At 73.1% G+C, this 25,316-nt stretch carries 7 protein-coding genes; 3 read left to right on the top strand and 4 right to left on the bottom strand.

Annotation, left to right across the window (positions count from 1 at the left end; translation table 11 throughout):
• Positions 1-4 precede the first annotated feature (4 nt).
• From F4559_RS14165 to F4559_RS14155, 3 genes are all read left to right on the top strand, one after another.
• A complete protein-coding gene (locus tag F4559_RS14165; protein ID WP_184669041.1) occupies positions 5-1,507 on the top strand; it encodes a caspase family protein in 1,503 nt (500 codons plus the stop codon).
• Positions 1,508-1,586: 79 nt separating this feature from the next.
• Positions 1,587-2,771, top strand: a complete 1,185-nt coding sequence (locus tag F4559_RS14160; RefSeq protein WP_312865636.1) for a cytochrome P450 — start codon at positions 1,587-1,589, stop codon at positions 2,769-2,771.
• A gap of 3 nt (positions 2,772-2,774) precedes the next feature.
• Positions 2,775-2,990 carry a ferredoxin gene (locus tag F4559_RS14155; RefSeq protein ID WP_312865635.1) on the top strand — a complete coding sequence of 72 codons (216 nt, stop codon included), beginning with the start codon at positions 2,775-2,777 and terminating at the stop codon, positions 2,988-2,990.
• Between the two features lie 30 nt (positions 2,991-3,020).
• Here F4559_RS14155 and F4559_RS14150 read toward each other — a convergent pair whose 3' ends face one another.
• From F4559_RS14150 to F4559_RS34995, 4 genes are read right to left on the bottom strand one after another with little or no spacing between them, the layout of a single operon-like run.
• A complete protein-coding gene (locus tag F4559_RS14150) occupies positions 3,021-4,961 on the bottom strand; it encodes a carbamoyltransferase family protein (RefSeq protein WP_312865634.1) in 1,941 nt (646 codons plus the stop codon).
• The gene (locus F4559_RS14145; RefSeq protein WP_184669038.1) at positions 4,955-6,130 is read right to left on the bottom strand and encodes a macrolide family glycosyltransferase; all 1,176 of its coding nucleotides are present in this window, start codon (positions 6,128-6,130) and stop codon (positions 4,955-4,957) included. Before F4559_RS14145 ends, F4559_RS14150 begins: the two co-directional genes overlap by 7 nt.
• A gap of 1 nt (position 6,131) precedes the next feature.
• Positions 6,132-8,375: a cytochrome P450 gene (locus F4559_RS36335; protein WP_184669036.1), complete on the bottom strand. Its 2,244-nt coding sequence runs from the start codon at positions 8,373-8,375 to the stop codon at positions 6,132-6,134.
• On the bottom strand, positions 8,362-25,314 hold the full coding sequence (locus F4559_RS34995) for a type I polyketide synthase (protein WP_246445195.1): 16,953 nt from the start codon (positions 25,312-25,314) through the stop codon (positions 8,362-8,364). The genes F4559_RS36335 and F4559_RS34995 overlap by 14 nt, the downstream gene beginning before the upstream one ends.
• Positions 25,315-25,316: the final 2 nt, after the last annotated feature.

The following is a 25,316-nucleotide window of genomic DNA, read 5'->3' as shown; positions in this document are numbered from 1 at the left end:
CGTGATGACCAGCCTCCCCGACCGGACGCACTCCCGGGCCGTGCTCATCGGCACGAGTGATTTCAAGCGGGCCGACCACTTCCCGCCGTTGCCCGCCGTCCGCAACAACCTGTTCGACCTCATGTGCGCGCTCACCGCCGCGGACACCGGGATCCTGGGCTGGCAGCAGTGCGTGCTGGTCGACACCCCGGACACGGTGAGCAGCTTCATGGAGCGCCTGCGCAAGACCGCGCACCAGGCCGAGGACCTCCTGGTCGTCTACTACGCGGGCCACGGTGTCCGGCACGACGTCAGGGACGAGCTGTACCTGACCGTCCGCGACTCCGATCGCGACGGTCTCGCCGGTACCGCCGTGCCGTTCGACTTCGTGCGCGAGGTGTTGGCGGACAGTCCGGCACGGGTCAAGCTCCTGATCCTCGACTGCTGCTACTCCGGGACCGCTCTCGGGGCGATGTCGGCCGGCGGGATCGGTGCGCGGGACATCGCGGTCGCGGGGACGACGGTCATCACGTCGTCGGCGCCGAACCGGGTGTCACTCGCCTCCGAGGGCCATCGGAACACCGCCTTCACCTCCGAACTCATCGACATCCTCACGCGCGGAGCGTCGCTCGCCTCGGCACCGTTGACGATCAACACCCTCTACCGGTCGCTGCTCGCCGCCACAGCGAACCACGGCATTCCGGAGCCGAGGTTCAAGAGCACGGGCACGAGCGCCGACCTGTTGCTGCGCGGGGACCGACCGCCGGTCCCCGAGCCCGTCGCCGTCCCGGTCGCCGCCGCCACTCCCGCACAGGTCCCACCCGCTCCGGTCGCCAACGCCCCGATCCCCACCGCCGTCGTGCCCCCTCCCGCCCCGGTGGCGTGGCCCGAAAATCCGCGACCTCTCGAATACCGGCCGATGTCCCCGCTCTTCGCCGGCGCGGCGGTCGGACCACCGTCCGTCCCGCCGGTCCGCCCGGCCCCGTCGGCGCGGGGAGCGGCGAGCGGCGTCTCGCGGGTGGTCAGCGGACTTCTCCTGATCCCACTGTGGCTGGGGGTGATCTTCGGGGTGGCCGGCACGCTCGCCGGTGTCGTGGGTTTCCTGTTCGGCACGCCGCCCCCGGGCAAGACGACCGCCGGCGACCTCGCCGGCGGGGCCGCCTCCCTGATGATCGGCGTCTGCTGCGCGGTCCTGCTCCGGTGGCCGGTCGCACGGTGGCGGGCCGGGAGGTCACCGGTACCCGCCCGACTCGCTCTCCGTGTGGTGTTGCTCCGTCCGTTGAGCAGGATTCCCCCCGCCGTCTCCGTCATCGTGCTCGCGATGACGGCGCCGACCACCGTCGCCATGGCCGTGGGCCGGTGGACGACATCGCCCACGTCCTCGGGAAGCGCCCTGGGATCGGCTGTCTTCGGCACGGGAATCATGCTCCTGGTGTCGGTGTTGTTCGCACTGTCGATCCGCTGCCGCCGAAAACGGGCCCAGGCCGCGCAGCGGTGTCCGAAGTGGACTCTGCCCGGAAACCCGTAGCGGCACGGTCACATCCCGTGGACTGCGTATGCGCGGGTGCCTACTGTGCGGAACAGTGTTCCCTGCCTGGGGGTGTGGCGTGGCGGTGCTGTCCTACCCGTTCCCCGAGCCCGACGACCTCGGGATCGACGAGACCTACCTGCGGCTCCAGCGGGACGAACCGGTGGCGCGGGTGCGGTTGCCCTACGGGACCGAAGCCTGGCTGGTCACGCGGTACGCCGACATCAAGACCGTCATGGGTGATCCCCGGTTCGTCCGCGCGCCGGTCATGGACGCCGACCGCGACCCGCCGCGCACGATGCCCGATGTGCCGCACTTCAGCACGATCCTGAGCATGGACCCGCCCGAGCACACGCGGCTGCGGCGGATTCTCGCCAAGGCGTTCACGGCGCGGCGTACCGCCCTCCTGCGGGAACGCGCGCAGAAGATCGTGGACGACCTGCTCGACCGGATGGAAGAGCAGGGACCGCCGGCGGACCTGGTCGACGCGTTGGCGATGCCGACCGCGATCACGTTGATCAGCGAGATGCTGGGCGTGCCGGACCTCGACCGGGCGAAGTTCCGCGAGTGGTCGGACGCCGCGGTGGCCATCACGGCGTTCACGGTGCCGGAGATCCAGGCCGCGTTCGCCTCGCTGCACGGCTACCTGCGTGAACTGGTCGAGGAGAAGCGGCGCGACCCCGCCGACGACATGCTCACGACCCTGGTCACCGCGCACGACGACGAGGACCGCCTCTCCGAAGAGGAGTTGGTGTCCTTCGCCGTCACGCTGCTCATCGCGGGCCACGAGACGACCGGCAGCGAGATCGCCAACTTCACCCACCAGCTCCTCACGCACCCGGAGCGGCTCGCCGAACTGCGTGACGACCCGTCGTTGCTGCCCGCCGCGCTCGAAGAACTGTTGCGCATCACCAAGTTGTCCGGCTCGCCCGCGTTCCCCCGGTTCGCCACCGAGGACGTGGTGCTCGGCGGCGTCACGATCGCGGCGGGCGAGGCGGTGTTCGCGGACGGACTGGTCGCCAACCGCGACGACACAGTTTTCGAGAACCCGCACGTGATCGACTTCCACCGGCCGTCGAACCAGCACTTCGCGTTCGGGCACGGTGTGCACCACTGCATCGGTGCTCCGTTGGCACGTATGGAGTTGACCGTGGCCATCGGGACGTTGCTCAAGCGCTTCCCGAACCTGCGACTCGCGGACGAGGTCGTCTTCAAGAAGGGCAGGTTGGTCCGTGGGCCGCAGAGCCTGCCGGTGAGTTGGTGAACCGTGTGGTGCGTCGCGGTCGACGGGCGGACGTGCATCGGCAGCGGGATGTGCGCGGCGGTCGCGCCGGGGCACTTCCGGCTCGACGGTGCCGTGTCGGTGCCGAAGCGGACGGAACTCGAGCCGGACGACGTCGTGCTCGACGCGGCCGAGTCCTGCCCGGTGGAGGCGATCCTCGTCCGGGACGCGGACGGGACGGTGCTCGCGCCCGAGCCGTGACCCCCGCGCAGGGGCCACGGCTCGGGCCGGTCACGGCCGCAGGGTGATCAGCCGACGCTGCCACAGGTCCAGGACCCCGTCCCGGACCTCGTCGGTGACCTCGCCCAGCTCCGCGAGCGTCGACTTGCCGTCCACGGCGTTCAGCAGGTCGAAGAGGGCCGGGGACAGGGGCGCCGACGGCCCGTGGGAGTGGTCCAGGTAGATCTCGGCCGGCACGTCCTCCCCGGGACGCCAGTCCCTGCGCAGCCGGGTGTCCGGGCGGAACGCGGGCACCAGGTCGTCCACCGCGAAAGTCCGCCGCCGCACCAGGAAGTCCGCCACCACCAGGACGTCGATGTCGGTGGTCAGGAAGCACGTCAACGCGTCGTCCACCGACTGTACGATCGGCTCCGCGTTGTTGTTGAACGACGTGTTGAGCAGCACCGGCGTCCCGGTGAGGTCGCCGAACGCGGTGATCAGGCGGTGGAAGTCCGGGTTCGCGTCCCGGCTGACCACCTGCACGCGGGCGGTCCCGTCCACATGGGTCACCGCGCCCAGCTCGGCGCGGCGGTCCTCGTGGACGTGCACTACGAACGACATGAACGCGTGGTTGGCCGAGGTGGCGGTCAGGTCGAAGTAGGTCGCCGCCGCTTCCGCCGGGACGGCGGGCGCGAACGGCCGGAAGCCCTCGCGTTTCTTCACCATCGCGTTGATCCGGTCGCGGTTCTCCACCGGCCGGGCGTCGGCGAGGATGCTGCGGTTGCCCAGCGACCGGGGGCCGAACTCGGACCGCCCCCGGGCCCAGCCGACCACGGCGCCGGAGGCGAGCAGCTCGGCGGTCGCGGCGACGACGTCCGCCGGGCGTTCGACGTCGACGATCCCCTGCCACGCGAGCAGTTCCCGTTCCACGTCCGTCCCCAGGGACGGCCCGAGACTCGCACTGCGCAACGGTTCGACGCGGGTGTGCGGGGTGCCCAGGTCCCTGGCCGCGATGATCGCCGCGCCTTCCGCCGCACCCGCGTCGTGCGACGACGGGTGCACGAACACCTCCTCGAACAGGCCCGACCGCAGGATCAGGCCGTTGAGGCTGCTGTTGTGCGCGACGCCGCCGGTGAAGCACAGCCGCTGCGCACCGGTGGCACGGGCCCAGTGCGTCAGCACGTGGAGCGCGATGACCTCCAGGGTCTCCTGGAGCCCCGCGGCGAAGTCCCGGTGTTCCTGGGTGACGGGCGAGCCTGTACGGCGGGCCGGGAAGTCCAGGAACGCCGCCGCGACCGGGTTCATGTCCGGCATCGACGCGGTCAGGTCGTAGTCGCCGTCGGGCAACAGGGTGAACAAAGAGCCGAACACGTCCCGGTACCGGGCCGGGTCGCCGTAGGGGGCCAGGCCCATGACCTTGTACTCGTCGCCGAAGCCGTAGCCGACGTGGCCGATCGCGTCCTGGTAGAACAGGCCGAGCGACTTGCGCACCGGGTAGGAGCGCAGTTCGCGCAGTCCGCCCCCGCCCGCCAGGTACACCGTGGTGGAGACGTGCTCGCCGCGCCCGTCCGCGACCACGACGAGCGCGTCGGACATGCCCGAACGGGCGAACGACGACCACGCGTGGGCCTCGTGGTGCTCGGTGAAGACCAGGTGGTCGGGTGCCCAGTCGAAGTCGGCGCGCAGTCGGTCGCGGATCAGGTCCGCGCCGGTGCGCACCGGTGTGGCCGGTGCCGTGAGCTGGAACGTCCGCAGGCCCAGCTCGACCATGTCCCGGTTGAAGTAGTAGCCGACCGCGTCCACATCGGACGGTCGCGCACCGACGACGTCCAGGCACGCGCGGATCGCGCCGGTCGGGAACCGGTTGGTCTTCTTGATCCGGTTGAACCGCTCCTCCTCCACCGCCGCGACGAGTTCGCCGTCGGCGACCAGACACGCGGCGGCGTCGTGCATGTAGGCGCGGTGCAGCGCCGGGAGGAGGTCGAAGTGACCGCTGATGCCCAACGTCAACACGTCGTCTCCCGTGTCAAGAGTCCGGTCAGTACGTCCGCGGCGACCGGTGCGCCGGGACGGGAGCGCAACGTCTCCCCCACCGCCTCGGCGGCGGGTCGCAGGACGGTCGCCGAGGCCACGGCCGCTCGTAGCGCCTCCGGGGTCGGCCGGTCGACGACCACGCCCAGGCCCAGTTCGGCCGTGCGGGCGGCGACCGCGCGTTGTTCGGGGATCTGCGGCACGGTCACCAGCGGCACGCCGTGCCACAGCGACTCCAGGACCGAGTTCATGCCCGCGTGGCTGAGGAACACCGACGCGTGCCGCAACACTGCCACCTGCGGCACACGCGTGTGCACGGACACGGTGGCGGGCAACGGCCCCAACGTCCCGGGATCGAGCGACCCGACGGACATCACGACCTCCCACCCGGTGTCGGCGAACGCCTCCACGCACGTCCGGTAGAACTCGGGCCGCGCGTTGAACACCGTGCCCAGGGAGATCAGCAGCACCGGGTCGTCCGACGCGGGCGTCCACTCCTCCGCGTCCTGCCAGGACCCCAAGGACGGTCCGACGAAGTGGAACCGCGAGTCGAACGTGTCGGCGGCCAGTTGGAACGACCGGGGCAGGAAGACCACGCTCGTGGGCGCGACGTGGCCGAACATCAGGTTCGGGTTCTCCAGGAACGTGTGCCCGGCGGCGAACTCGGCCATCCGCCCGATCGCCGCGACCAGCCGGGGGTGGCCGTGGTCGAACGTCGGCGGCAGGTAGACGCTCGTCGCGGAGAACCGCTCGTTCTCGGCGAACGTGGGCACCAACGCCACCTCGGGCACGCCCAGCAGGTTGGCCAGCATCCGGCCGGTGAAGGTCACCGAGTCGTAGCACACGACGTCGGGCCGGTCGGCTTCGAAGTGCTCGGCCAGCACCGGGAACGACGCCTCGGCGTCGCCGACGAAGTGCTCCAGCGTGATCGCCAGGTCCTCGGGGGTGAACCCGCCGAGGGAGTCCATGTCGGGCGGCAGTTCCGACGGCAGCACGACCGGGGTCGCGCCCGCACGGGCGGTGCCGTCGGCGGTGGCCGGGCCGGTGGCGTAGGAGACCCGGTGTCCGCGGCGGACGAGTTCCTCGACCAGCGGCAGAGTCGGGTTGACGTGTCCGGCGGCCGGTGCGCTGACGAAGGCGAAGTGCGCCATCTCAGTCCTCCCGCAGCACGACGGGCAACGTCTTGTGCCCGTTGGTGAAGAACGACCCGAGCGGCTCCAGGTCCGCCGACGGCACGGCCAGGCGCAGGTCGGGGAAGCGGGCGAACAGGGCGCTCAGCGCGGTCACGGCCTCCATGCGGGCCAACGGCGAACCGAGGCAGAAGTGCACGCCGTGGCCGAACGCGAGGTGGTCGCGCCGCGACGGCCGGGTGAGGTCGAACTCCTCGGCGTTCGCGCCGTGCCGCGCCGGGTCGCGTCCGGCCGCGCCGAACGACACCAGGATCGCCTCGCCCTTGGCGATCCGGACCCCGTCCACGTCGACGTCCTCGACCGCGTAGCGCAGCGGCAGGTTCGGCACCGGGGCCTGCCACCGCAGCGCCTCGTCGACCACGTCGTTCCAGTCGGCCACGCCGGAGGTGACCAGGCCGAGCTGCGACGGGTGCGTGGCCAGGGCGTGGACGGCGCTGTCGAGCAGGTTGACGGTGGTCTCGAAGCCGGCGCTGATGGTCAGCAGCAGCGTGTCGAGCAGTTCCTGCTCCCCCAGCCGGTTGCCGTCGTCGTCACTGGCCGCGATCAGGTCGGAGGTCAGGTCGTCGCCCGGCTCCGCGCGCTTCTCGGCCACGAGTCCCTTGAGCAGCATGTACAGCTCGGCCGACGCGTCCCGCACCCCGGCGGGATCGGCGTCGAGGCTGAACACCGCCTCGACCAGGCGCCGTAGGTCGGCGCCGGTGCGCTCGGACAGCCCGAACAGGCCGCTGATCACCCGGATCGGGAGCTGGAAGGCGAACTCGGCGCGCAGGTCGACGGTCGTGCCGGGCGGCACGGTGCCGAGCCGGTCGACCAGCTCGGCGGTGATCGCCTCGACGTGCGGGCGGGTGGCCTCGATCCGGCGGGCGGTGAACGCCTTGGCGACGAGCTTGCGCAGCCGAGTGTGGTCGTCGCCGTACGCGGTGAACATGTTCTTCATGGCCACCCACATGATCAGCGGCCAGTCGGGCGGGATCTCGCCGTTGCGCCACGCCGGCCAGTGCCGGTTGGCGTCCTTGGACACGTTCGGGTCGAGCAGGACCTGCTTCACGGCGTCGTGGCCGGTCACCGCCCACGCGCCGATCCCGCCGGGCAGTTCGACCGGGGTGGCGGCGCCGCGTTCGCGCAGCCGCGCGGCCTCGCCGAAGATGTCGGCGCCGGCCGCGTCGATCCCGTACCGCTCGACCGCCGGGATCTCGACCGACTCCGTCACGAACGTGGTGCCGCGTCGCGGCGGCTCGGTGACCTCCAGCAGCGACGCGGTGAACCGCGAGCCCATGCCCAGGCCGATGACCATGATCGTGTCGCCGGTTCTGGTCGACGGGTGGTTGAGCAGGTGGTCGACGCCGAGCAGCTGGTCGCACGGTCCGACGTGCCCGAGTTCGCGCAGGAAGGGCCACGTCGTGCGGTCGAGGGAGATGCCCAGCGGTTCGAGCACCACGACCTGCAACTGGGCCAGGCCCAGCCCGGTGATCACGAACCGGGTGATGTCGCCGAGCGCGACTCCGGCCTCCTTGGCGGCCCGCTCGACCGCGCCGACCAGCGCCTCGCTCATCAGGGTCAGGTAGGGCGCCAGGCCCGTGACCTCGATGGGCGTGCGGTCGCGGTGGCCCTGCGGGTCCGGGATGGACGGCACGGCCAGGACTTCCATCTGGGTGGCCGACCCGTTGGCCGTGGCCAGCAGGCGGGCCCGGCCGCCGTCGCGGGTGAGCACGGCCGACGCGGCGCCGTCGGCCAGGAAGATGCCGATGGTGGGCTGCCAGCGTTCCCAGCGCGGCGGCCGGAACCGCGCGGTCGCGGTGACCAGGGTGGCGGTGGCCGACGGGTCGGCCACCAGGTGGGCGGCGGCGGCCTGGAGCGCGGCCGAGCCGCCGTTGCTGGTCGCCTCCACCTCGTAGACCAGGGCGTGGCCCAGGCCCAACACGCGCTGAAGGTGGCATGACGGCGCCATGTGGTCCTGCGAGTCCATCTGGGCGTAGGCGGCCATCGCGATGTCCGCGCCGGTGAGCCCGGACTGCTTCAACGCGCCGATCGCCGCCCGCACCGCCATGCCGTGTTCGGTGACGTCGTCGGAGTGGGTGAACGACGTGAAGTCCGACAGCGCGAGCAGCCGGCGCATGGTGTCGGTGTCCGGCACGGCCTCCGTCGCGGGGGTGCGCGGCGGCAGGTGGTGACCGGTTCCGGCGATGAACACGTCATCCCAGATCATGGACGTCCCTTTCCCTGAGTTCGGACAGCCCCGCGCCGTACCCGCGGAAGTCCGTGAGCCAACTGCTGATCGCGAGCGCGGTGGACGCCGAGTGCTGTTCGAGCACGGTGAAGTGGTCGCCGGGCACCACCACCGATTCCCGGCCCGACAGTCGGTCCGTGCTCACGTGCAGGACGGGCGCGCGGACCGGTTCCGGGTCCCACCGCCCGGCCAGGTCGAGGTAGTGGCCCATCGCGGCGAGCCGGTCGTCGTCGACGGAGTGGAGCTGGTGCGCGGGGTCGAGCACGCCGGACAGCAGCGGACCAGCGTCGTCGACGGGCGTGATCAGCACGAGCGCGGCGGGCGCCAGGCCCCGGCTCTCCAGGCGTGCGGCGACGGCACGCGCGAGCCACGCGCCCACCGACCGCCCGACGACCGCGAACTCGCCGACGACGACCCCGGCGACCGCGTCGGCCACCGCGTCGACCAGCGCGTCGGCGTCGGCGGGCAGCGGGTCCCCGGCGAAACCGGGCAGCGGCAGGGCGGTGACGTCCCGCATCGCCTCCAGGGCCGCGCCGAACCGCGCGTACTCCTCCACGCCGGTGAACGCCAACGCCGACGGCAGGCACACCAGGGCCGGTGGCACGAACCCGGTCGTGAGCTTGACCGGCGGCACGTCGAGCCGCTCGGCCGCCGGGCGCAGCCGGGCCGCCGACGCGAGCAGGCCCACGCCCTCCGCGCCGCGACCGACGTCCATCGCCGTGCGCAGCAACGTCTCCAGCGGTCCGGCCGCCCGGTTCGCGGCGCCGCCCAGGTGCCCGAAGAGGTGGTTGACCAGCTGCGCGGGCGTGGGAAAGTCGAACACCACGGTCGCCGACAGGTCCAGGCCGGTGGCCGCGTTGAGCCGGTTGCGCAGTTCGATCGCGGTCAGCGAGTCCACGCCGTGGTCGCGGAACGCCTGCTGCGGGTCGGCGGTGAGCGGCGTGGTGTGCCCGAGGACGGCCGCGCTGTGCGTGTTGACGACCTCCAGCAGCAGCGCACGCTGCTCGGGTTCGGCCAGCGCCGCGAGTCGGCCGATCAGGTCGGTCGGCACGACGGCCGGTGTGCGCCGCTTGCGTGCCGTCCGCGTCGGGGCCAGGTGGGCGGGCACGAGCACCGGCAGGCCCGCCGCCAGCCCGATGTCGAACAGCGCGAGCGCCCGGTCGGTCGCCAGCGGCTTCAGACCCGCGCGGGCCAGCCGGTCGCGGGCCGCGGCGGTGAGCGTGCCGGTGATGCCGCTCTCCTGTGCCCACTGGCCCCACGCCAGCGACACGGCGGGCAGGCCGAGGGCGTGGCGGTGGCGGGCGAGCGCGTCCAGGAACGAGTTGGCCGCCGCGTAGTTCGCCTGGCCGGGACTGCCGAGCACCCCCGCGGCACTGGAGAACAGCACGAACGCGTCCAGGTCGGACGTCAGCTCGTGCAGGTGCCAGGCCGCGTCCACCTTGGGCCGCAGCACGGCGTCCAGCCGCTCGGGACTCAGGGAGGTGATCACCGCGTCGTCCACGATCCCGGCGGTGTGCACGACGACGCGCAGGTCGTCGATGCCGGCCAGGAGTTCGGCGAGGGCATCGCGGTCGGCCACGTCGCACGCCGCCACCGTCACGGACGCGCCCAGCTCCACCAGCTCGGCTCGCAGTTCGGCGGCGCCGGGGGTGTCGGGACCACGACGGCCGACCAGGACCACGTCGCGGGTGCCGTGCCCGGTGACGAGGTGCCGCGCGACCAGGCCGCCGAGGACGCCCAGCCCGCCGGTGATCAGCGCGGTGCCGCGCGTCGGTGCGGGCGTCCCCGTCCGGGTGGACCTGGTCAGCCTGGGTACGAGGAACTCGCCGTCGCGCACCCGGATCTGCCGCTCCTCGGCGCCGAAGCCGGTCCGCGCCGCGACCGCCGGCGGCACCGTCCCGTCGTGGTCGACCAGCAGGAAGCGACCCGGGTGTTCGGCCTGCGCACTGCGCACCAGGCCCCACACGGCCGCGACCGGCGGGCTGTCCGCGTCCCGGGTGACGAAGGCCAGGCGCGTGTCGCCGGCCTCCTGGAGCAGGCCGAGCACCTGACGGGTGAGCGCGTGCGTCCGCTCCACCGGATCACCGTCGCCGGACACCTCGTGCACCACCACGGCCACGTCCGGGACCATGTCCGGGGCCTGGGTGGACGGCAGCGGCGTCCAGTCGAGCGTGAACAGCGTGTCGGGCTGCCGGGCCAGGTCGGCGGTCCCGACCGGGCGCAGCACGAGGGAGTCGACGGCGGCCACCCGGTCGCCGGCCGTGTCGGTGATCCGCACCGCGTAGGTGTCCGGCGCGGTCGGCGACAACGTCACCCGGAGCGCGGCGGCGGTGCGGGAGATCCGGGCGCCGGAGAACGAGAACGGCAGTCGCGCCAGGCTGTCGCCGACGTCGTTCCCGACGGTGATCCCGGTGAGCAGTGTCAGCGGCTGGATCGCCGCGTCGAACAGGGCCGGGTGCAGGCCGTACCCGGACGTGGTGTCGCCGGGGAAGACGACCTCGGCGTGCAGGTCGTCGCCGTGCCGCCACAGGGCGCGCAGGCCGCGGAACGTCGGACCGTAGTCGTAGCCGGCGTCGGCGAGCGTGTCGTACAGGGTCGCGATGTCCACGGCGGTCGCGCCGGTCGGCGGCCAGACGGCGGGGGTCTGTCCCGGTGGCGTGTGCTCGGCGTGCAGGAAGCCCGTGGCGTGCCGGGTCCAGTCGTCGTCGCCGACGCGGGAGTGCAGGCTCACGGGACGCTGCCCGCGCTCGTCCGGCGTGCCGACGGTGACCTGGACGTGCCTGGTGTCGTGCAGCGGCAACGGTGCTTCCAGGATCAGTTCGGCCAGCTCCGGGCAGTCGACGAGCACGCCCGCTCGAAGCGCCAGCTCGACGAACGCGGTGGCGGGCAGCAACGGCGTGGCCAGGACCGTGTGCTCGCCCAGCCACGGGTGCGCGGCCCGGGACAGCACACCGGTCAGCACCACGCCCTGACCGTCGGGGAGGGTGACCGACGCCCGCAGGAGCGGGTGGTCCAGCGCGTCGAGACCCGCGCCCGCGACGTCCGCCGGGGCACTCGGCACCAGCCAGTACCGGTCGTGCTGGAACGCGTAGGACGGCAGGTCGGCGTGGGCCGTGGGCAGGGTCCATTCGCCGCCTTGTTCCCACAGGCGACCCAAGGCGGCCGTGACGCGTTCGGGTTCGTCGTGGTCCCGGCGCATCACCCCGTCCGGCACCAGCGTCGGGTGCGGGCCGATCTCCAGGAAGCGGGTGACCCCGTTGGCCCGTGCCCACTCCACCGCGTCGGCGAACCGGACCGTCGCCCGCACCTGCCGCACCCAGTAGTCCGAAGTGGACAGATCGGTCGGCGTGCCGGTCACCGTCGACACGACCGGCACCGACGGCGCGTGGTAGGTCAGACTCCCGGCGACCCGGGCGAACTCGACCAACATCGGCTCCACCAGCGCCGAGTGGAACGCATGGCTGACCGTCAGCCGACGCGTCTCACCCCACCGCGCCGCGACCTCCAGCACGGCATCCTCGGCACCGGAGATCACCACCGAATCGGCACCGTTCACAGCGGCGAGATCGACGCCCGCTCCGAGCGTGGCGGCGACCTCGGCCTCGGTGGCGCGGATCGACACCATCGCGCCGCCCGGCGGCAACTCCTGCATCAACCGGGCACGCGCCGACACCAACGTGCACGCGTCCTCCAGACTCAACACCCCGGAGACATGCGCGGCGGCCAACTCGCCCACCGAATGACCCACCAGGTAATCAGGAGCCATCCCGAGGGATTCCACCAGCCGGTACAGCGCGACCTCGATGGCGAACAAGGTGGGCTGCGTGAACCGGGTCTGATCCAGGTCCACCTCCCACAACGACAGGTCCAGCAGTCCGCACACCTCGTCCAACGTGCGCGCGAACACCGGATACGCCTCGTACAACCGGCGTCCCATGCCGTGCCACTGCGAACCCTGACCCGAGAACACGAACGCGGTCCCGCCGGGACGGGCCTGGACGATCGGCGCGTCGGCGAGGTCGTCGGCGAGCTGGGTCTGGTCGGTCAACGCCATGCGATACGGGAACTTCGCCCTCGTGGCCAGCGCCGCGCCCGCCTCAGGCTCGTCCACGAACCCGCGCAACCGCGCAGCCTGCTCCCGCAACGCCTCCGGCGACTTCGCCGACAACAACCACGGCACGAACCCGGGAACCTCCACCGGCTCGACCTCGGGCGCCTGCTCCAGGATCACGTGCGCGTTCGTGCCACTGATCCCGAACGACGACACACCCGCCCGACGCGGCCGACCCACCTCCGGCCACCCGATCCGCTCGGTGAGCAGCCGGACGGCACCCGCTTCCCAGTCGACGTGCGGGCTCGGTTCGTCCACGTGCAGCGACTTCGGCAACACACCGTGCCGCAACGCCTCGACCATCTTGATCACACCGGCCACACCCGCGGCAGCCTGCGTATGACCGATGTTCGACTTCACCGAACCCAACCACAACGGCTCCGCACGATCCGCGCCATACGTCGCCAACAACGCCCGCGCCTCGATCGGATCACCCAACGTCGTCCCCGTACCGTGCGCCTCCACAACATCCACATCGGACGGCTCAAGACCCGCGTTCGCCAACGCCTGACGAATCACCCGCTCCTGAGACGGACCATTCGGCGCCGTCAAACCATTCGACGCACCATCCTGATTCACAGCCGAACCCGCCAACACCGCCAACACCCGATGACCACGACGACGCGCATCCGACAGCCGCTCCAACAACACCAGGCCGACGCCCTCGCCCCAACCGGTCCCGTCGGCGGCGGCGGCGAACGTCTTCGACCGCCCGTCGGCGGCCAGCCCGTGCTGCCGGGAGAACTCGACGAAGCTCGCGGGCGTGGCCATGACCGTCACGCCACCGGCCAACGCCAGATCGCACTCACCCGACCGCAACGCCTGCGCCGCCAAATGCAGCGCCACCAACGACGACGAACACGCCGTGTCCACCGACAACGCCGGACCTTCCAACCCCAGCAGGTACGACACCCGACCCGACGTCACACTCGTGGCCGTGCCGGTGGCGAGATACCCCTCGACGTCACGGGACACCTGGTCGACCCCGCCCGCGTACCCGGAGGTCCAGATGCCTGTGTAGACACCGGTTCGACTGCCGCGCAACGAGGTCGGGTCGATCCCCGCGTGCTCGAAGGTCTCCCAGGCGGTCTCCAACACCAGGCGTTGCTGCGGGTCCATCGCCAACGCCTCGCGCGGCGAGATCCCGAAGAACCCGGCGTCGAACCCGGCCACGTCGGACAGGAACCCGCCGGACCGGGTGTAGGTGGTGCCGGGTCCGCCGTCCGGGTCGTACAGCCCGGCCACGTCCCAGCCCCGGTCGGTCGGGAAGTCGCCGATCACGTCCACACCCTCCGACACCACCCGCCACAGGTCGGCCGCCGAACCGACGCCACCCGGATACCGACACCCCAGACCCACCAGGACGATCGGGTCGTCCCCCGAAGCGGACGGGGCAGCCACCGCCACCGCACGACGCGCCCCCGACAACACCTCCCGCAGGTACTCGACCAGCTTGAGCGGCGTCGGGTGGTCGAAGGTCATCGTCGCCGACAACCGGACGCCGACCGCCGCCGACAACCGGTTGCGCAGCTCCACCGACGTGAGCGAGTCGAACCCGAGGTCCTTGAACGCCAGGTCGGCGTCCACCGGATCGGTGCGCCCGAGCACGGCCGCGCCGTGCGTGGTGACCAGCTCCAGCAGCGCGACGCGCTGCTCGGCTTCGGGCAGCGCGCTCAGGTCACGCGCGGCGGTCGACACCGGCCGACGCCGGGTCAGCGCCCGCGACACCGGCCGATCGCCCAGGGCGGCCACCCGGAGTCCGGCCGCGACGAGCGTCGGGTCGGCCGAGGCGAGCGCCGCGTCGAACAGCGCCAGGCCGTGCTCGGTGGTCAGCGGCACGACGCCCGCCCGGTCCAGCCGCCGCAGGTCACCCTCGCCCAGCCCGCCGGTCAGGCCACTGGCCTGCGCCCACTGGCCCCAGGCCACGGACACCGCCGGGAGCCCCAGCCCGCGCCGGTGTTCGGCCAGGGCGTCGAGGGCGGCGTTGGCCGCCGCGTAGTTGCCCTGCCCGGCCGCGCCGAGCACCCCGGCCGCCGAGGAGAACAGCACGAAGGCGCCCAGGTCCAGGTGCCGGGTCAGCTCGTGCAGGTGCCAGGCCGCGCGGGCCTTGACGTCGAACACCCCGGCGAGCCGCTCCGGGGTCAGCGAGCCGATCACCCCGTCGTCCAGCGCGCCCGCCGCGTGCACCACGGCGGCCAGGTCGGGAATCGACCCGACCACCTCGGCCAGCGCCGCCCGGTCGGTCACGTCACAGGCGACCACGGACACGTCCGCGCCCTCGATCGACACCTCGCCGCCCCGGCGTCCGAGCAACACCAGCCGCCGGACACCGTGCCGCGCCACCAGGTGCCGGGCCACCAGCAGGCCGAGCGTGCCGGTGCCCCCGGTAATCAGGACGGTGCCGTCGAGCGGGGCCGGGACGGTCAGCACCACCTTGCCGATGTGCTCGGCACGGCTCATGTGCCGCAGTGCCCGCGAAGCACGCCGCACGTCCCACGCCGTGATGCGCGGCGCGCGCAGCTCGCCCGCCACGAGCGACCGGACGACCTCGGCCACCAGCTCGCCCAGCCGTTCCGGACCCGCCTCGGCGAGGTCGAACGCCCGGTAGCCGGGCGCTTCGCGCGGGTCGGCCTTGCCGAGGTCGACGAACCTGCCACCGGCGGACAGCAGCCGCAGCGAGGCGTCGGTGAACTCTCCCGCCAACGCGTGCAACACGACGTCGACCCGCGGGAACCGATCGGCGAACTCCAGGGTCCGCGACGACGCGATGTGGTCGTCGTCCAAACCCAGGTCCCGCAACACGTCCCACTTGCCCGGACTCGCGGTGGCGAACACCTCGGCACCGGCCCGCAGGGCGAGCTGGATCGCGGCCGTGCCGACGCCACCGGCGCCCGCGTGGACCAACACCCGCTCACCGGCCTGTAAACCACCGAGGTCGAACAGTCCGTACCAGGCGGTCAGGAACACCACGGGGACGGCGGCGGCCCGGCTGAACTCCCAGTCGTCGGGCATCGTCCTGAGCACCCGGTGGTCGGCGACCGCGACCGGTCCGAAGGCCCCCGACAGCAGACCGAGCACCCGGTCGCCGGGACGCAGGTCGGTGACCGCCGAGCCCACCTCGACGACCACACCCGCGCCCTCACTGCCCAGCGAGGCCGGGACCGGGTAGGTGCCGAGGGCGATCAGCACGTCGCGGAAGTTCACGCCCGCCGCACGCACCGAGACCCGGACCTCGTGTGGCGCCAACGGTTCCGCAGGCTGTTCGGTGAACGCCAGGTCGTCCAGGTCGCCGGAGTCGGCATGGCCGAGCGTGCCCGTGACAACCGGGTCGGCAACGGCGCGGACGAGCCTGGGCACGTAGGCCACACCGCGTCGGACGGCGATCTGGTCCTCGTCGGCGAACACCACAGGGTCGGAGCCGTCGGTGTCGACCAGCACGAGCCGGTCGGGGTGCTCGGCCTGCGCGGAGCGCACCAGGCCCCAGACGGACGCGCCGTCGAGGTCGTCGATCCGGTCTCCGGGCGCGGCGACGACCGCGCCACCGGTGTGCACGACGAGTCGGGACTCGTCCGACGCGAGAAAGTCCTGGAGCAGGGCCAAAGCCTCGTCGGCCGTGCGCGGCGTCACGACCCGTGTGGGCACGTCGCCACTGACCTGGAGACCGTCGCGCCGGACCCAGTCCAGCCGGAACAGGCCGTCGTCGGCCTGCCGCGCCAGCGGTCGGGTGGTGATGCGACCGACGGTCGCGACCGGCACACCGGACTCGTCGACGAGAGCGAGCCCGTCGCCGTGCAGCCGGACCCTGGCCACGGACGCGCCCGCGCGGTGGACCGTGATCCCGGTGAGGGAGAACGGCAGCCGCACCTCGCCCACGTCCGTGTCAGCGAGCAACGCCAACGGTTGCAGGGCCGAGTCCAGCAGCGCGGGGTGCAGGCCGTAACGGGCGGCGCCGGTCGTCTCGACCTCGGCGAACACCTCGTCGTCCGACCGCCACACCGCCCGCACGCCCTGGAACGCGGGGCCGTGGTCGTAGCCCGCGCCCGCGAGCATGTCGTAAAGCTCGCGCACGTCGACCGGACGTGCTCCGGCCGGCGGCCAAGTGGTCGGGAAAGCGGGCGCGTCGACGGGCTCGACGGCGAGCGTGCCGACGGCGTGCCGCACCCACTCCCCCGCCCGCGACCGCACCTCGACCGACCGACGACCCGTGTCGTCCGACGCACCGACGACCACCTGCGCCGGGACGGCGTCCGAGGACAGGGTCAGGGGCGCTTCGAGCACGAGTTCCTCGATCGTCGCGCAGCCGACGACACCGGCCGCGTGCGCCACCAACTCCACGAACCCGGAAGCGGGCAGCAGCACGGACCCCCGCACCGCGTGGTCGGCGAGCCACGGGTGCGTGCCCGTGGACAACGCGCCGGTCAGCACCACGCCCCCGTCGCCGGGCAGGTCCACGGCCGCGCCGAGCAACGGGTGGTCGACCGCGTCCACCCCCGCGCCGGACACGTCGCCGTGCCCGCCGGTCAGCCAGAACCGCCGGTGCTCGAACGGGTAGGTGGGCAGCCCGCTCGGCGGCGCGACCGGTCCACCCCAGTCGACGTCGACGCCGAGCACGAACAGCCGGGCGGCGGCGGCCAGGAAGTCGGCGTGCGCACCCTGGTCACGGCGCACGGTCGCGGCCGTCACGGCGTCCAGCTCGTCGAGCGCGGGCACCAGCACGGGATGCGGACTGATCTCCACGAACACGGCGGACTCCCCGGCCAGCGCACGGGCGACCGGCTCGAACAGCACGGGCTCGCGCAGGTTCCGGTACCAGTAGTCGGCGTCGAGCGCGGCGGTGTCGAGCGGTTCGCCGGTCACCGTGGAGTGGAACGGAATCCGGCCCGACGACGGCCGCAGGTCGGCGATCCCGGTGATCAGCCGGTCGCGGACGGCTTCCACGTGGGCGGAATGCGCGGCGTAGTCCACCGGCAACCGACGGGCACGAACACCGTCGCGCGCCGTGGCGGCAAGCAGCTCTCCGACGGCGTCGACATCCCCGGACACGACCACCGAGCCGGGCGCGTTGACCACGGCGACGGTCAGCCGACCGCCCCACGGCGCGAGGTAGGGCGCGGCGTCGGCGGCGGACAGGCCCAACGACACCATCCCGCCCGACCCGGCCAAGGCGACCAGGGCCTGGGAGCGCAACGCGATCACCCGTGCCGCGTCGTCGAGCGACAACGCGCCGGCGACGTGCGCGGCGGCGATCTCGCCCTGCGAGTGGCCGACGACCGCGTCCGGTTCGACGCCGACCGACCGCCACAGCGCGGCCGACGCCACCATCACCGCGAACAGCGCGGGCTGCACCACGTCGACCCGGTCGAGCGACCCGCCGTTCAACGCCTCGACCAACGACCAGTCCACGTGCGGCGCCAACGCGTCGGCGCACGCGTCGATCGCCGCCCGGAACACCTCCGACGTGGCATACAGCTCGCGGCCCATGCCGACCCACTGCGCACCTTGGCCGGGGAACACGAACACGACCCGGTCGACCACGCCCGCGACGCCGGACACGACGTCCGCGCCGAGAACCGCCGCCCGATGGGGAAATCCCGCCCTGCCGGTCAGCGCCCGACCGATGCCCGTCACGTCGGGCCGGGTCGCGGCGAACTCCCGCAGCCTTCGGACCTGGTCGTGCAGCGCGGTCTCGCTCCGCGCCGACACCAACCAGGGCACGTCGGCCGCGGGGATGTCGGCCGCGTCCGGCCCCTGTTCCAGCACGATGTGCGCGTTGGTGCCGCTGATGCCGAACGAAGACACACCCGCCCGCCGCGGTCTTCCGGTGTCCGGCCAGTCGATCCGCTCGGTGAGCAGCCGGACGTCACCGCTGTCCCAGGCCACGTGCGGACTGGGCTCGTCCACGTGCAGGGTCTTCGGCAGCACGCCGTGCCGCAACGCCTCGACCATCTTGATCACACTCGCCACCCCGGCGGCGGCCTGGGTGTGGCCGATGTTCGACTTCACCGACCCCAACCACAGGGGTTCCGCACGCTCCGCGCCGTAGGTCGCCAGCAGTGCCTGCGCTTCGATCGGGTCGCCCAGGGACGTGCCGGTGCCGTGCGCCTCCACAGCGTCCACATCGGACGGTTCCAACCGGGCGTTCGCCAACGCCTGACGGATGACCCGTTCCTGCGAAGGACCGTTCGGCGCCGTCAACCCGTTGGACGCGCCGTCCTGGTTCACCGCGCTGCCCCGCACGACCGCCAACACCCGGTGCCCGTGACGCCGGGCATCGGACAACCGCTCCAACAACACCAGACCGGCGCCCTCGCCCCACCCGGTCCCGTCGGCGGACGAGGAGAACGGCTTGCACCGGCCGTCGGCGGCCAGACCGCGCTGGCGGGAGAACTCGGTGAAGCCGACGGGCGTCGCGATCACCGTCACGCCACCGGCCAACGCGAGATCGCACTCGCCGGACCGCAGCGACTGCGCGGCCAGGTGCATGGCCACCAGGGACGACGAGCAGGCCGTGTCGATGGACACCGCCGCGCCCTCCAGCCCGAGCAGGTAGGCGACCCGGCCGGACACCACGCTCGTGGCCGCGCCCGTGCCGAAGTACCCCTCGACCTCCGCGGCCCCGCCCGTGCCGTAGCCGGAGGCCCAGCTGCCGGTGAACACGCCGGTCCGGCTGCCCCGCAACGAGGTCGGGTCGATGCCGCCGTGTTCGAACGTCTCCCAGGCCGTCTCCAGCAGGACCCGCTGCTGCGGGTCCATCGCCAACGCCTCACGGGGCGAGATCCCGAAGAAGTCGGCGTCGAACCCGGACACGTCGTCGAGGAACCCGCCCGACCGGGTGTAGCTGGTGCCCGGATGATCGGGATCGGGGTGGTAGAGCCGGTCGAGGTCCCAGCCGCGATCGGCCGGGAACGCCGACACCGCGTCCACCCCGTCCGACACCAGCCGCCAGAGATCGTCCGGCGAGCCGACCCCACCGGGCAGGCGGCAGCCCATGCCCACGATCACGATCGGGTCGTCGGCCACCGCCGCGACCACGGGCGCCGCGATCTCCCGACGGGTGCCCAGCAGCTCCAGGCGCAGGAACTCCGCGACCCGGGCCGGGGTCGGGTGGTCGAAGGTCAGCGTCGCGGGCAGCCGCAGCCCGGTGGCCGAGCCGAGCCGGTTGCGCAGCTCCACGGCGGTCAGCGAGTCGAACCCGAGGTCGCGGAACGGCAGCCGGGGGTCGACGGCGTCCGCCGAGCCGTGGCCGAGCACGATCGCGGTCTCCGCGCCGACCACGTCCAGCACGGCGGCGACCTGGTCGGCCGCCGACAGCGCACGCAGCCGGTCGGCGAGCCCGCCCCGTCGGGTCGCGCGCTTGGCCGTCGGGCGACCCGCCAACCCGCGCAGGGCCGACGGCAGCACGGACGTCCGGGCCAGGGCGCGCGGGTCCAGGGCGACGGGCACGACGGCGGCCCGGTCGGCGGCCAGGGCCGCGTCGAACAGGCCCAGCGCGTGTTCGGTGGTCAACGGCACCACGCCCGACCGCGCGAGGCGCTCCCGGTCGGCGTCGGACAGGTGTCCGGTCATGCCGCTCGACTCGGCCCAGTACCCCCAGGCCAGGGACACGGCGGGCAGGCCGAGTGACCGGCGGTGCACGGCGAGGGCGTCGAGGAAGGTGTTGGCGGCGGCGTAGTTGGCCTGGCCGGGGCTGCCCAGGACCCCCGCGGCGGACGAGAACAGCACGAACGCGGCCAGGTCGAGGTGGCGGGTCGCCTCGTGCAGGTGCCAGGCCGCCCGTGCCTTGGGCGCGAACACCCCGGCCAACCCGTCCGGGGTCAGCTCGGACACCACGGCGTCGTCCAGCACACCGGCCGCGTGCACCACGGCGGTCAGATCCGGGATCGACGCGACCAGGTCCGCGACCCGCCCACGATCCGACACGTCACAGGCCACCACCCGGACGTCCGCGTCCAGCACCGGCGCCTCGCCACCACGACGACCCACCAACACCAACCGCCGCACACCGTGCCGCGACACCAGATGCTCGGCCAGCAGCCGACCCAACGTGCCCGTGCCACCGGTGATCAACACCGTGCCGTCGAGGTCGGCCGGCAGGTCGAGGACGATCTTGCCGACGTGCCGCGCCTGGCTCATGTGCCGGAACACGTCGACCGCGTCGCGGACGCCCCGGACGTCGAGCGGCAGCGGCGTGAACACGCCGTCCGCGAAGGCACGCACGGTCTCGGCGAGGATCTCGCCGAGCCGCTCCGGCCCGGCGTCGGCGATGTCGAACGCCGTGTAGTCGACGTCCGGCAGCTCGCGGATGTCGGTCTTGCCCATCTCGACGAACCGGCCGCCGGGCGCGAGCAGACCCAGTGAGGCGTCCAGGAACTCGTCGGTCAGCGAGTTCAGCACCACGTCGACCTGAGGAAACCGTTCCGCGAACTCCAGTGTGCGCGACGAGGCGATGTGCCCGTCGTCCAAGCCCAGGCCCCGCACCACGTCCCACTTGCCCGGACTCGCGGTCGCGAACACCTCCGCGCCCAGGTGACGCGCGAGCTGGATGGCGGCCATCCCGACGCCACCGGCCCCCGAGTGGATCAGCACCCGGTCGCCGGCGCCCAGCCGGCCCAGGTCGACCAGGCCGTACCAGGCGGTCAGGAACACCACGGGCACCGCCGCCGCCCGTGCGGACGACCAGTCCTCGGGCACGGGAGCGAGCAACCGGTGGTCGGCGATCGCGATCGGCCCGAACGCGCCGGGCACCAGCCCGAACACCCGGTCGCCCGGTCGGAACCGGTCGACGTCCGGGCCGACGTCGAGCACGACGCCAGCGCCCTCGCCGCCCATCAATGCCTCGCCCGGGTACACGTTCAACGCGATGAGCACGTCGCGGAAGTTCAGCCCCGCCGCGCGTAAGGCGATCCGGACCAGGCCCGGCGCCAACGGCTCGGCCAGTTCGGGTCGCGGCACGAGCGCCAGGTCGTCGATGCTGCCCGTGCCGACGTCCTCCAACCGCCACGGCCCGTCCGGCACGGCGAGCGCGCGGTCCACCCGGACCAGTCGGGGCGCGAGCAGGACTCCGCGACGCACGGCCAGTTCCGTCTCGTCGGCGAGCGAGCCGTCCCACGAGGGATCGGCGTCGACCAGCACGAACCGGCCGGGGTGCTCGGCCTGCGCCGAGCGCACCAGCCCCCACACGGCGGCGTGGGCGGGGTCGACCGCGTCACCCGGCACGGCCGCGACCGCGCCGCGCGTCACGACCACGAGCCGGTCGGCGGCCTGGATCGCCACCAGGACCTGCTCGACGACGGCCAGGGCGGCATCGGCCGGATCCCCGGCGGGCGTCGACACGTGGTGGACGGGCAGGTCGTCGGCGTGCCCGGTCACGGGCACCCAGTCGAGGCGGAAGAGGTCGTCCGGGGCGTCGGCGAAGGCACGCACCGTCAGCGCCCCGATCGACGCGACCGGCGTGCCGTCGAGTGCGGTGACCGCCACCGAGTAGCCGTCCGCACCGCCGGACAGCCGCACCCGCAGCACCTCGGCGTCGGTGGGCCGCAGCACCACGTCCGAGAACGCGAACGGCAGCCCGGCCGGGCGGTCCAGGAGGGCGAGGGGGTGCAGGGCCGCGTCGAGTGCCGCCGGGTGCACCGCGAAGCCGCTGCCCGACACCTCGATCTCGGCGAACACGACGTCGTCCGCGCGCCAGGCCGCCGTGACGCCCTGGAACGCCGGTCCGTACTCGTAGCCGTGGGCGGCGAACGTGTCGTAGAGGTCGGTCACGTCGAGAGGTTCGGCGTCCGGCGGCAGTCCTTCGAAGTCCACAGTGGACTCGGCAACGCCGATCGTGCCGGTGGCGTGGCGGACCCAGCGGTCGGTGTGGGAGTGCACGGCGACGGCCCGACGGCCGGTCTCGTCAGGCGGGCCGACCACCACGCGCAGCCGAACGGCCTCTTCGCCGAGCACGAGCGGTGTTTCGAGGACCAGTTCGTGCACGGCGTCCACGCCGACCACGGTCGCCGCGTACGCCGCGAGGTCGAGGAAAACGGTGCCGGGCAGCAGCACCGAGCCGCGCACGGCATGGTCCGCGAGCCACGGATGGGTGGACAGGGACACCGTGCCGGACAACGCCGCGCCGCCGTCGGGCAGGTCGACGGCCGTGGTGACCAACGGGTGCCCACCGGTCGTGACGGTGCCCGGCCGCAGCCAGAACGGCCGCCGCCGGAACGGGTAGGCCGGGAGTGCCGCCGGGGTGACGCCGGACGGGAGCAGCCAGTCGACCTCGACGCCCCGGACGTGCAGGCGGGCCAGGGCGGCCCGGAACTCCCGGGGCCGGTCGCGTCGCAGCGTGCCGGTGACCAGGACGTCGCGCTCGGCGGTCGCCTCGATCGCCGACACCAGCACGGGATGCGGGCCGACCTCGACGAACACGCCGTGGCCCGCGTCGACCAGGCCGCGCGTGGCGAGGTCGAACAGCACCGGTTCACGCAGGTTCCGGTACCAGTGGTCGGCGTCGAGCTGCTCGGCCCACTCGCCCGTGACGGTCGAGAACAGCGGGATCACGGCCGGCCTGGGCGTCACACCGGCGAGGTCGACCCGCAACCGGTCGCGCAACGCCTCGACCTCGACGGAGTGCGCCGCATAGTCGACCGGGAGCGTGCGGGCCCGGATGTCGTCGGCCGCGCACTCCGCCAGCAGCCCGGCCAGGTCGGCGGCACCGCCGGAGACCACGACCGAGCCGGGTCCGTTGACCACGGCGACGGTGAGCCGCCCGTTCCAGCGGGCCAGGTACTCGGCGGCGTCGACAGCCGAGAGCGCCAAGGACACCATGCCGCCCTGTCCGGCGAGGGACACCAGGGCCTTGGCACGCCGGGCGACGATCAGCGCGGCGTCGTCCAGCGACAGGATGCCCGCGACGTGCGCGGCGGCGATCTCGCCCTGCGAGTGGCCGACGACCGCGTCCGGCACCACGCCGTGCGCCCGCCACAACCCCGCCAGCGCCACCATCATCGCGAACAGCGCGGGCTGGACCACGTCGACGCGGTCGAGCGGGCCGTCGCGCAGGACGTCGACCAGCGACCAGTCCACGTGGGGCGCCAACGCGGCGGCGCAGGCGTCGACGTGCTCGCGGAACACCTCCGACGTCGCATACAGCTCACGGCCCATGCCGACCCACTGCGCACCCTGGCCGGGGAAGACGAAGACGGTGCGGCCCGGCACATCGACACGTCCGGTGACGAGGTCCGGTGCGCCCCGACCGGCGGCCAGCTCCGCGAGCCCGGCCCGGTGGTCGGCGAGGACCACGGCGCGGTGCTCGAAGGGCGTGCGGCGGGCCAGTGCCACGCCGATGGCCGTGTCGGACGCGTCCACCGCGCCGAGTCGCGCCGCGTGGGCTTCGAGGGCCTCGCGGGTGCGCGCCGACAACACCCACGGCACCCATGAGTCCACCGTGGACTCGACTTCGTCCGGGACCTGTTCGAGGATGAGGTGGGCGTTGGTGCCGCTGATGCCGAAGGACGACACGGCCGCGCGGCGGGGCCGGTCGACGGCGGGCCACGGCTCCGCTTCGGAGACCAGCCGGACCTGTCCCGCCGTCCAGTCCACGTGCGAGGTGGGCCGATCCACGTTCAAGGTGGCCGGGAGCAGGCCGTGCCGCAGGGCCAGCACGGACTTGATCACGCCCGCGACGCCCGCCGCGGCCTGGGTGTGCCCGATGTTGGACTTGACCGAGCCCAGCCGCAACGGCTCGGTGCGCGCCTGGCCGTAGGTCGCCAGCAGGGCCTGCGCCTCGATCGGGTCGCCGAGCGTGGTGCCGGTGCCGTGCGCCTCGACGTAGTCCACGTCGGCCGGCTCCAGGCCCGCGAACGACAGCGCCCGCCGGATCACCCGTTCCTGCGCCGGACCGTTGGGCGCGGCCAGACCGTTGGACGCGCCGTCCTGGTTCACGGCGGTCGACCGCACCACCGCGAGCACCCGGTGACCGTTGCGGCGCGCGTCGGAAAGCCGTTCCAGCAGCAGGAGTCCGGCGCCCTCGCCCCAGCTCGTGCCGTCGGCCGCGTCCGCGAAGGGCTTGACCCGCCCGTCCGGGGCCAGCCCGCGCTGCCGGGCGAACTCCACGAACCCGGCGGGCGTGGCCATGACCGTGACGCCGCCGGCCAGCGCGAGCGTGCACTCCCCCGCGCGCAGGGCCTGCGCCGCGAGGTGGATCGCCACCAGCGACGACGAACACGCCGTGTCGACCGACACCGCCGCGCCCTCCAGGCCGAGCAGGTAGGACACCCGGCCTGAGGTGGCGCTGGTCGCGATGCCGGTGGCCAGGAAGCCCTCCAGGTCCGGCGGCGGCTGGGCGGCGTAGCCCGACGACCAGACCCCGGTGAACACGGCGGTCCGGCTGCCGCGCAGGGAGTTCGGGTCGATCCCGGCGTGCTCGAACGTCTCCCACGCCGTCTCCAGCAGGACCCGCTGCTGCGGATCCATCGCCAACGCCTCACGCGGCGAGATCCCGAAGAACCCCGCGTCGAACCCGGCGCCGTCGGCGAGGAAGCCGCCCGAGCGGGCGTAGGTGGTGCCGGGCCGGTCGGGGTCCGGGTCGTAGGTCACGTCCCAGCCGCGATCGGTCGGGAACGGCCCGATCGCGTCGCTCCCCTCCGACACCAGCCGCCACAGGTCGTCCGGCGACTCGACCCCGCCGGGGTAACGACACCCCATGCCGACGATCGCGATCGGCTCGCGGGCGGCCTCCTCCACCTCGTCCAGGCGTCGGCCCAGCACCCGCAGGTCCGCCGTGGCCCGCTTGAGGTAACCGCGGAGCTTGTCTTCGTCGGCCATGA

The sequence above is a fragment of the Saccharothrix violaceirubra genome, assembly GCF_014203755.1.
Classification (GTDB): domain Bacteria; phylum Actinomycetota; class Actinomycetes; order Mycobacteriales; family Pseudonocardiaceae; genus Actinosynnema; species Actinosynnema violaceirubrum.
This window is presented reverse-complemented; position numbering and strand designations above follow the sequence as displayed.

Bases quoted from the DNA above. Each gene is read 5' to 3' on its own strand.
- F4559_RS14145 (WP_184669038.1), bottom strand. From the start codon at position 6,130: ATGGCGCACTTCGCCTTCGTCAGCGCACCGGCCGCCGGACACGTCAAC.
- F4559_RS14165 (WP_184669041.1), top strand. From the start codon at position 5: ATGACCAGCCTCCCCGACCGGACGCACTCCCGGGCCGTGCTCATCGGC.
- F4559_RS34995 (WP_246445195.1), bottom strand. From the start codon at position 25,314: ATGGCCGACGAAGACAAGCTCCGCGGTTACCTCAAGCGGGCCACGGCG.
- F4559_RS36335 (WP_184669036.1), bottom strand. From the start codon at position 8,375: ATGATCTGGGATGACGTGTTCATCGCCGGAACCGGTCACCACCTGCCG.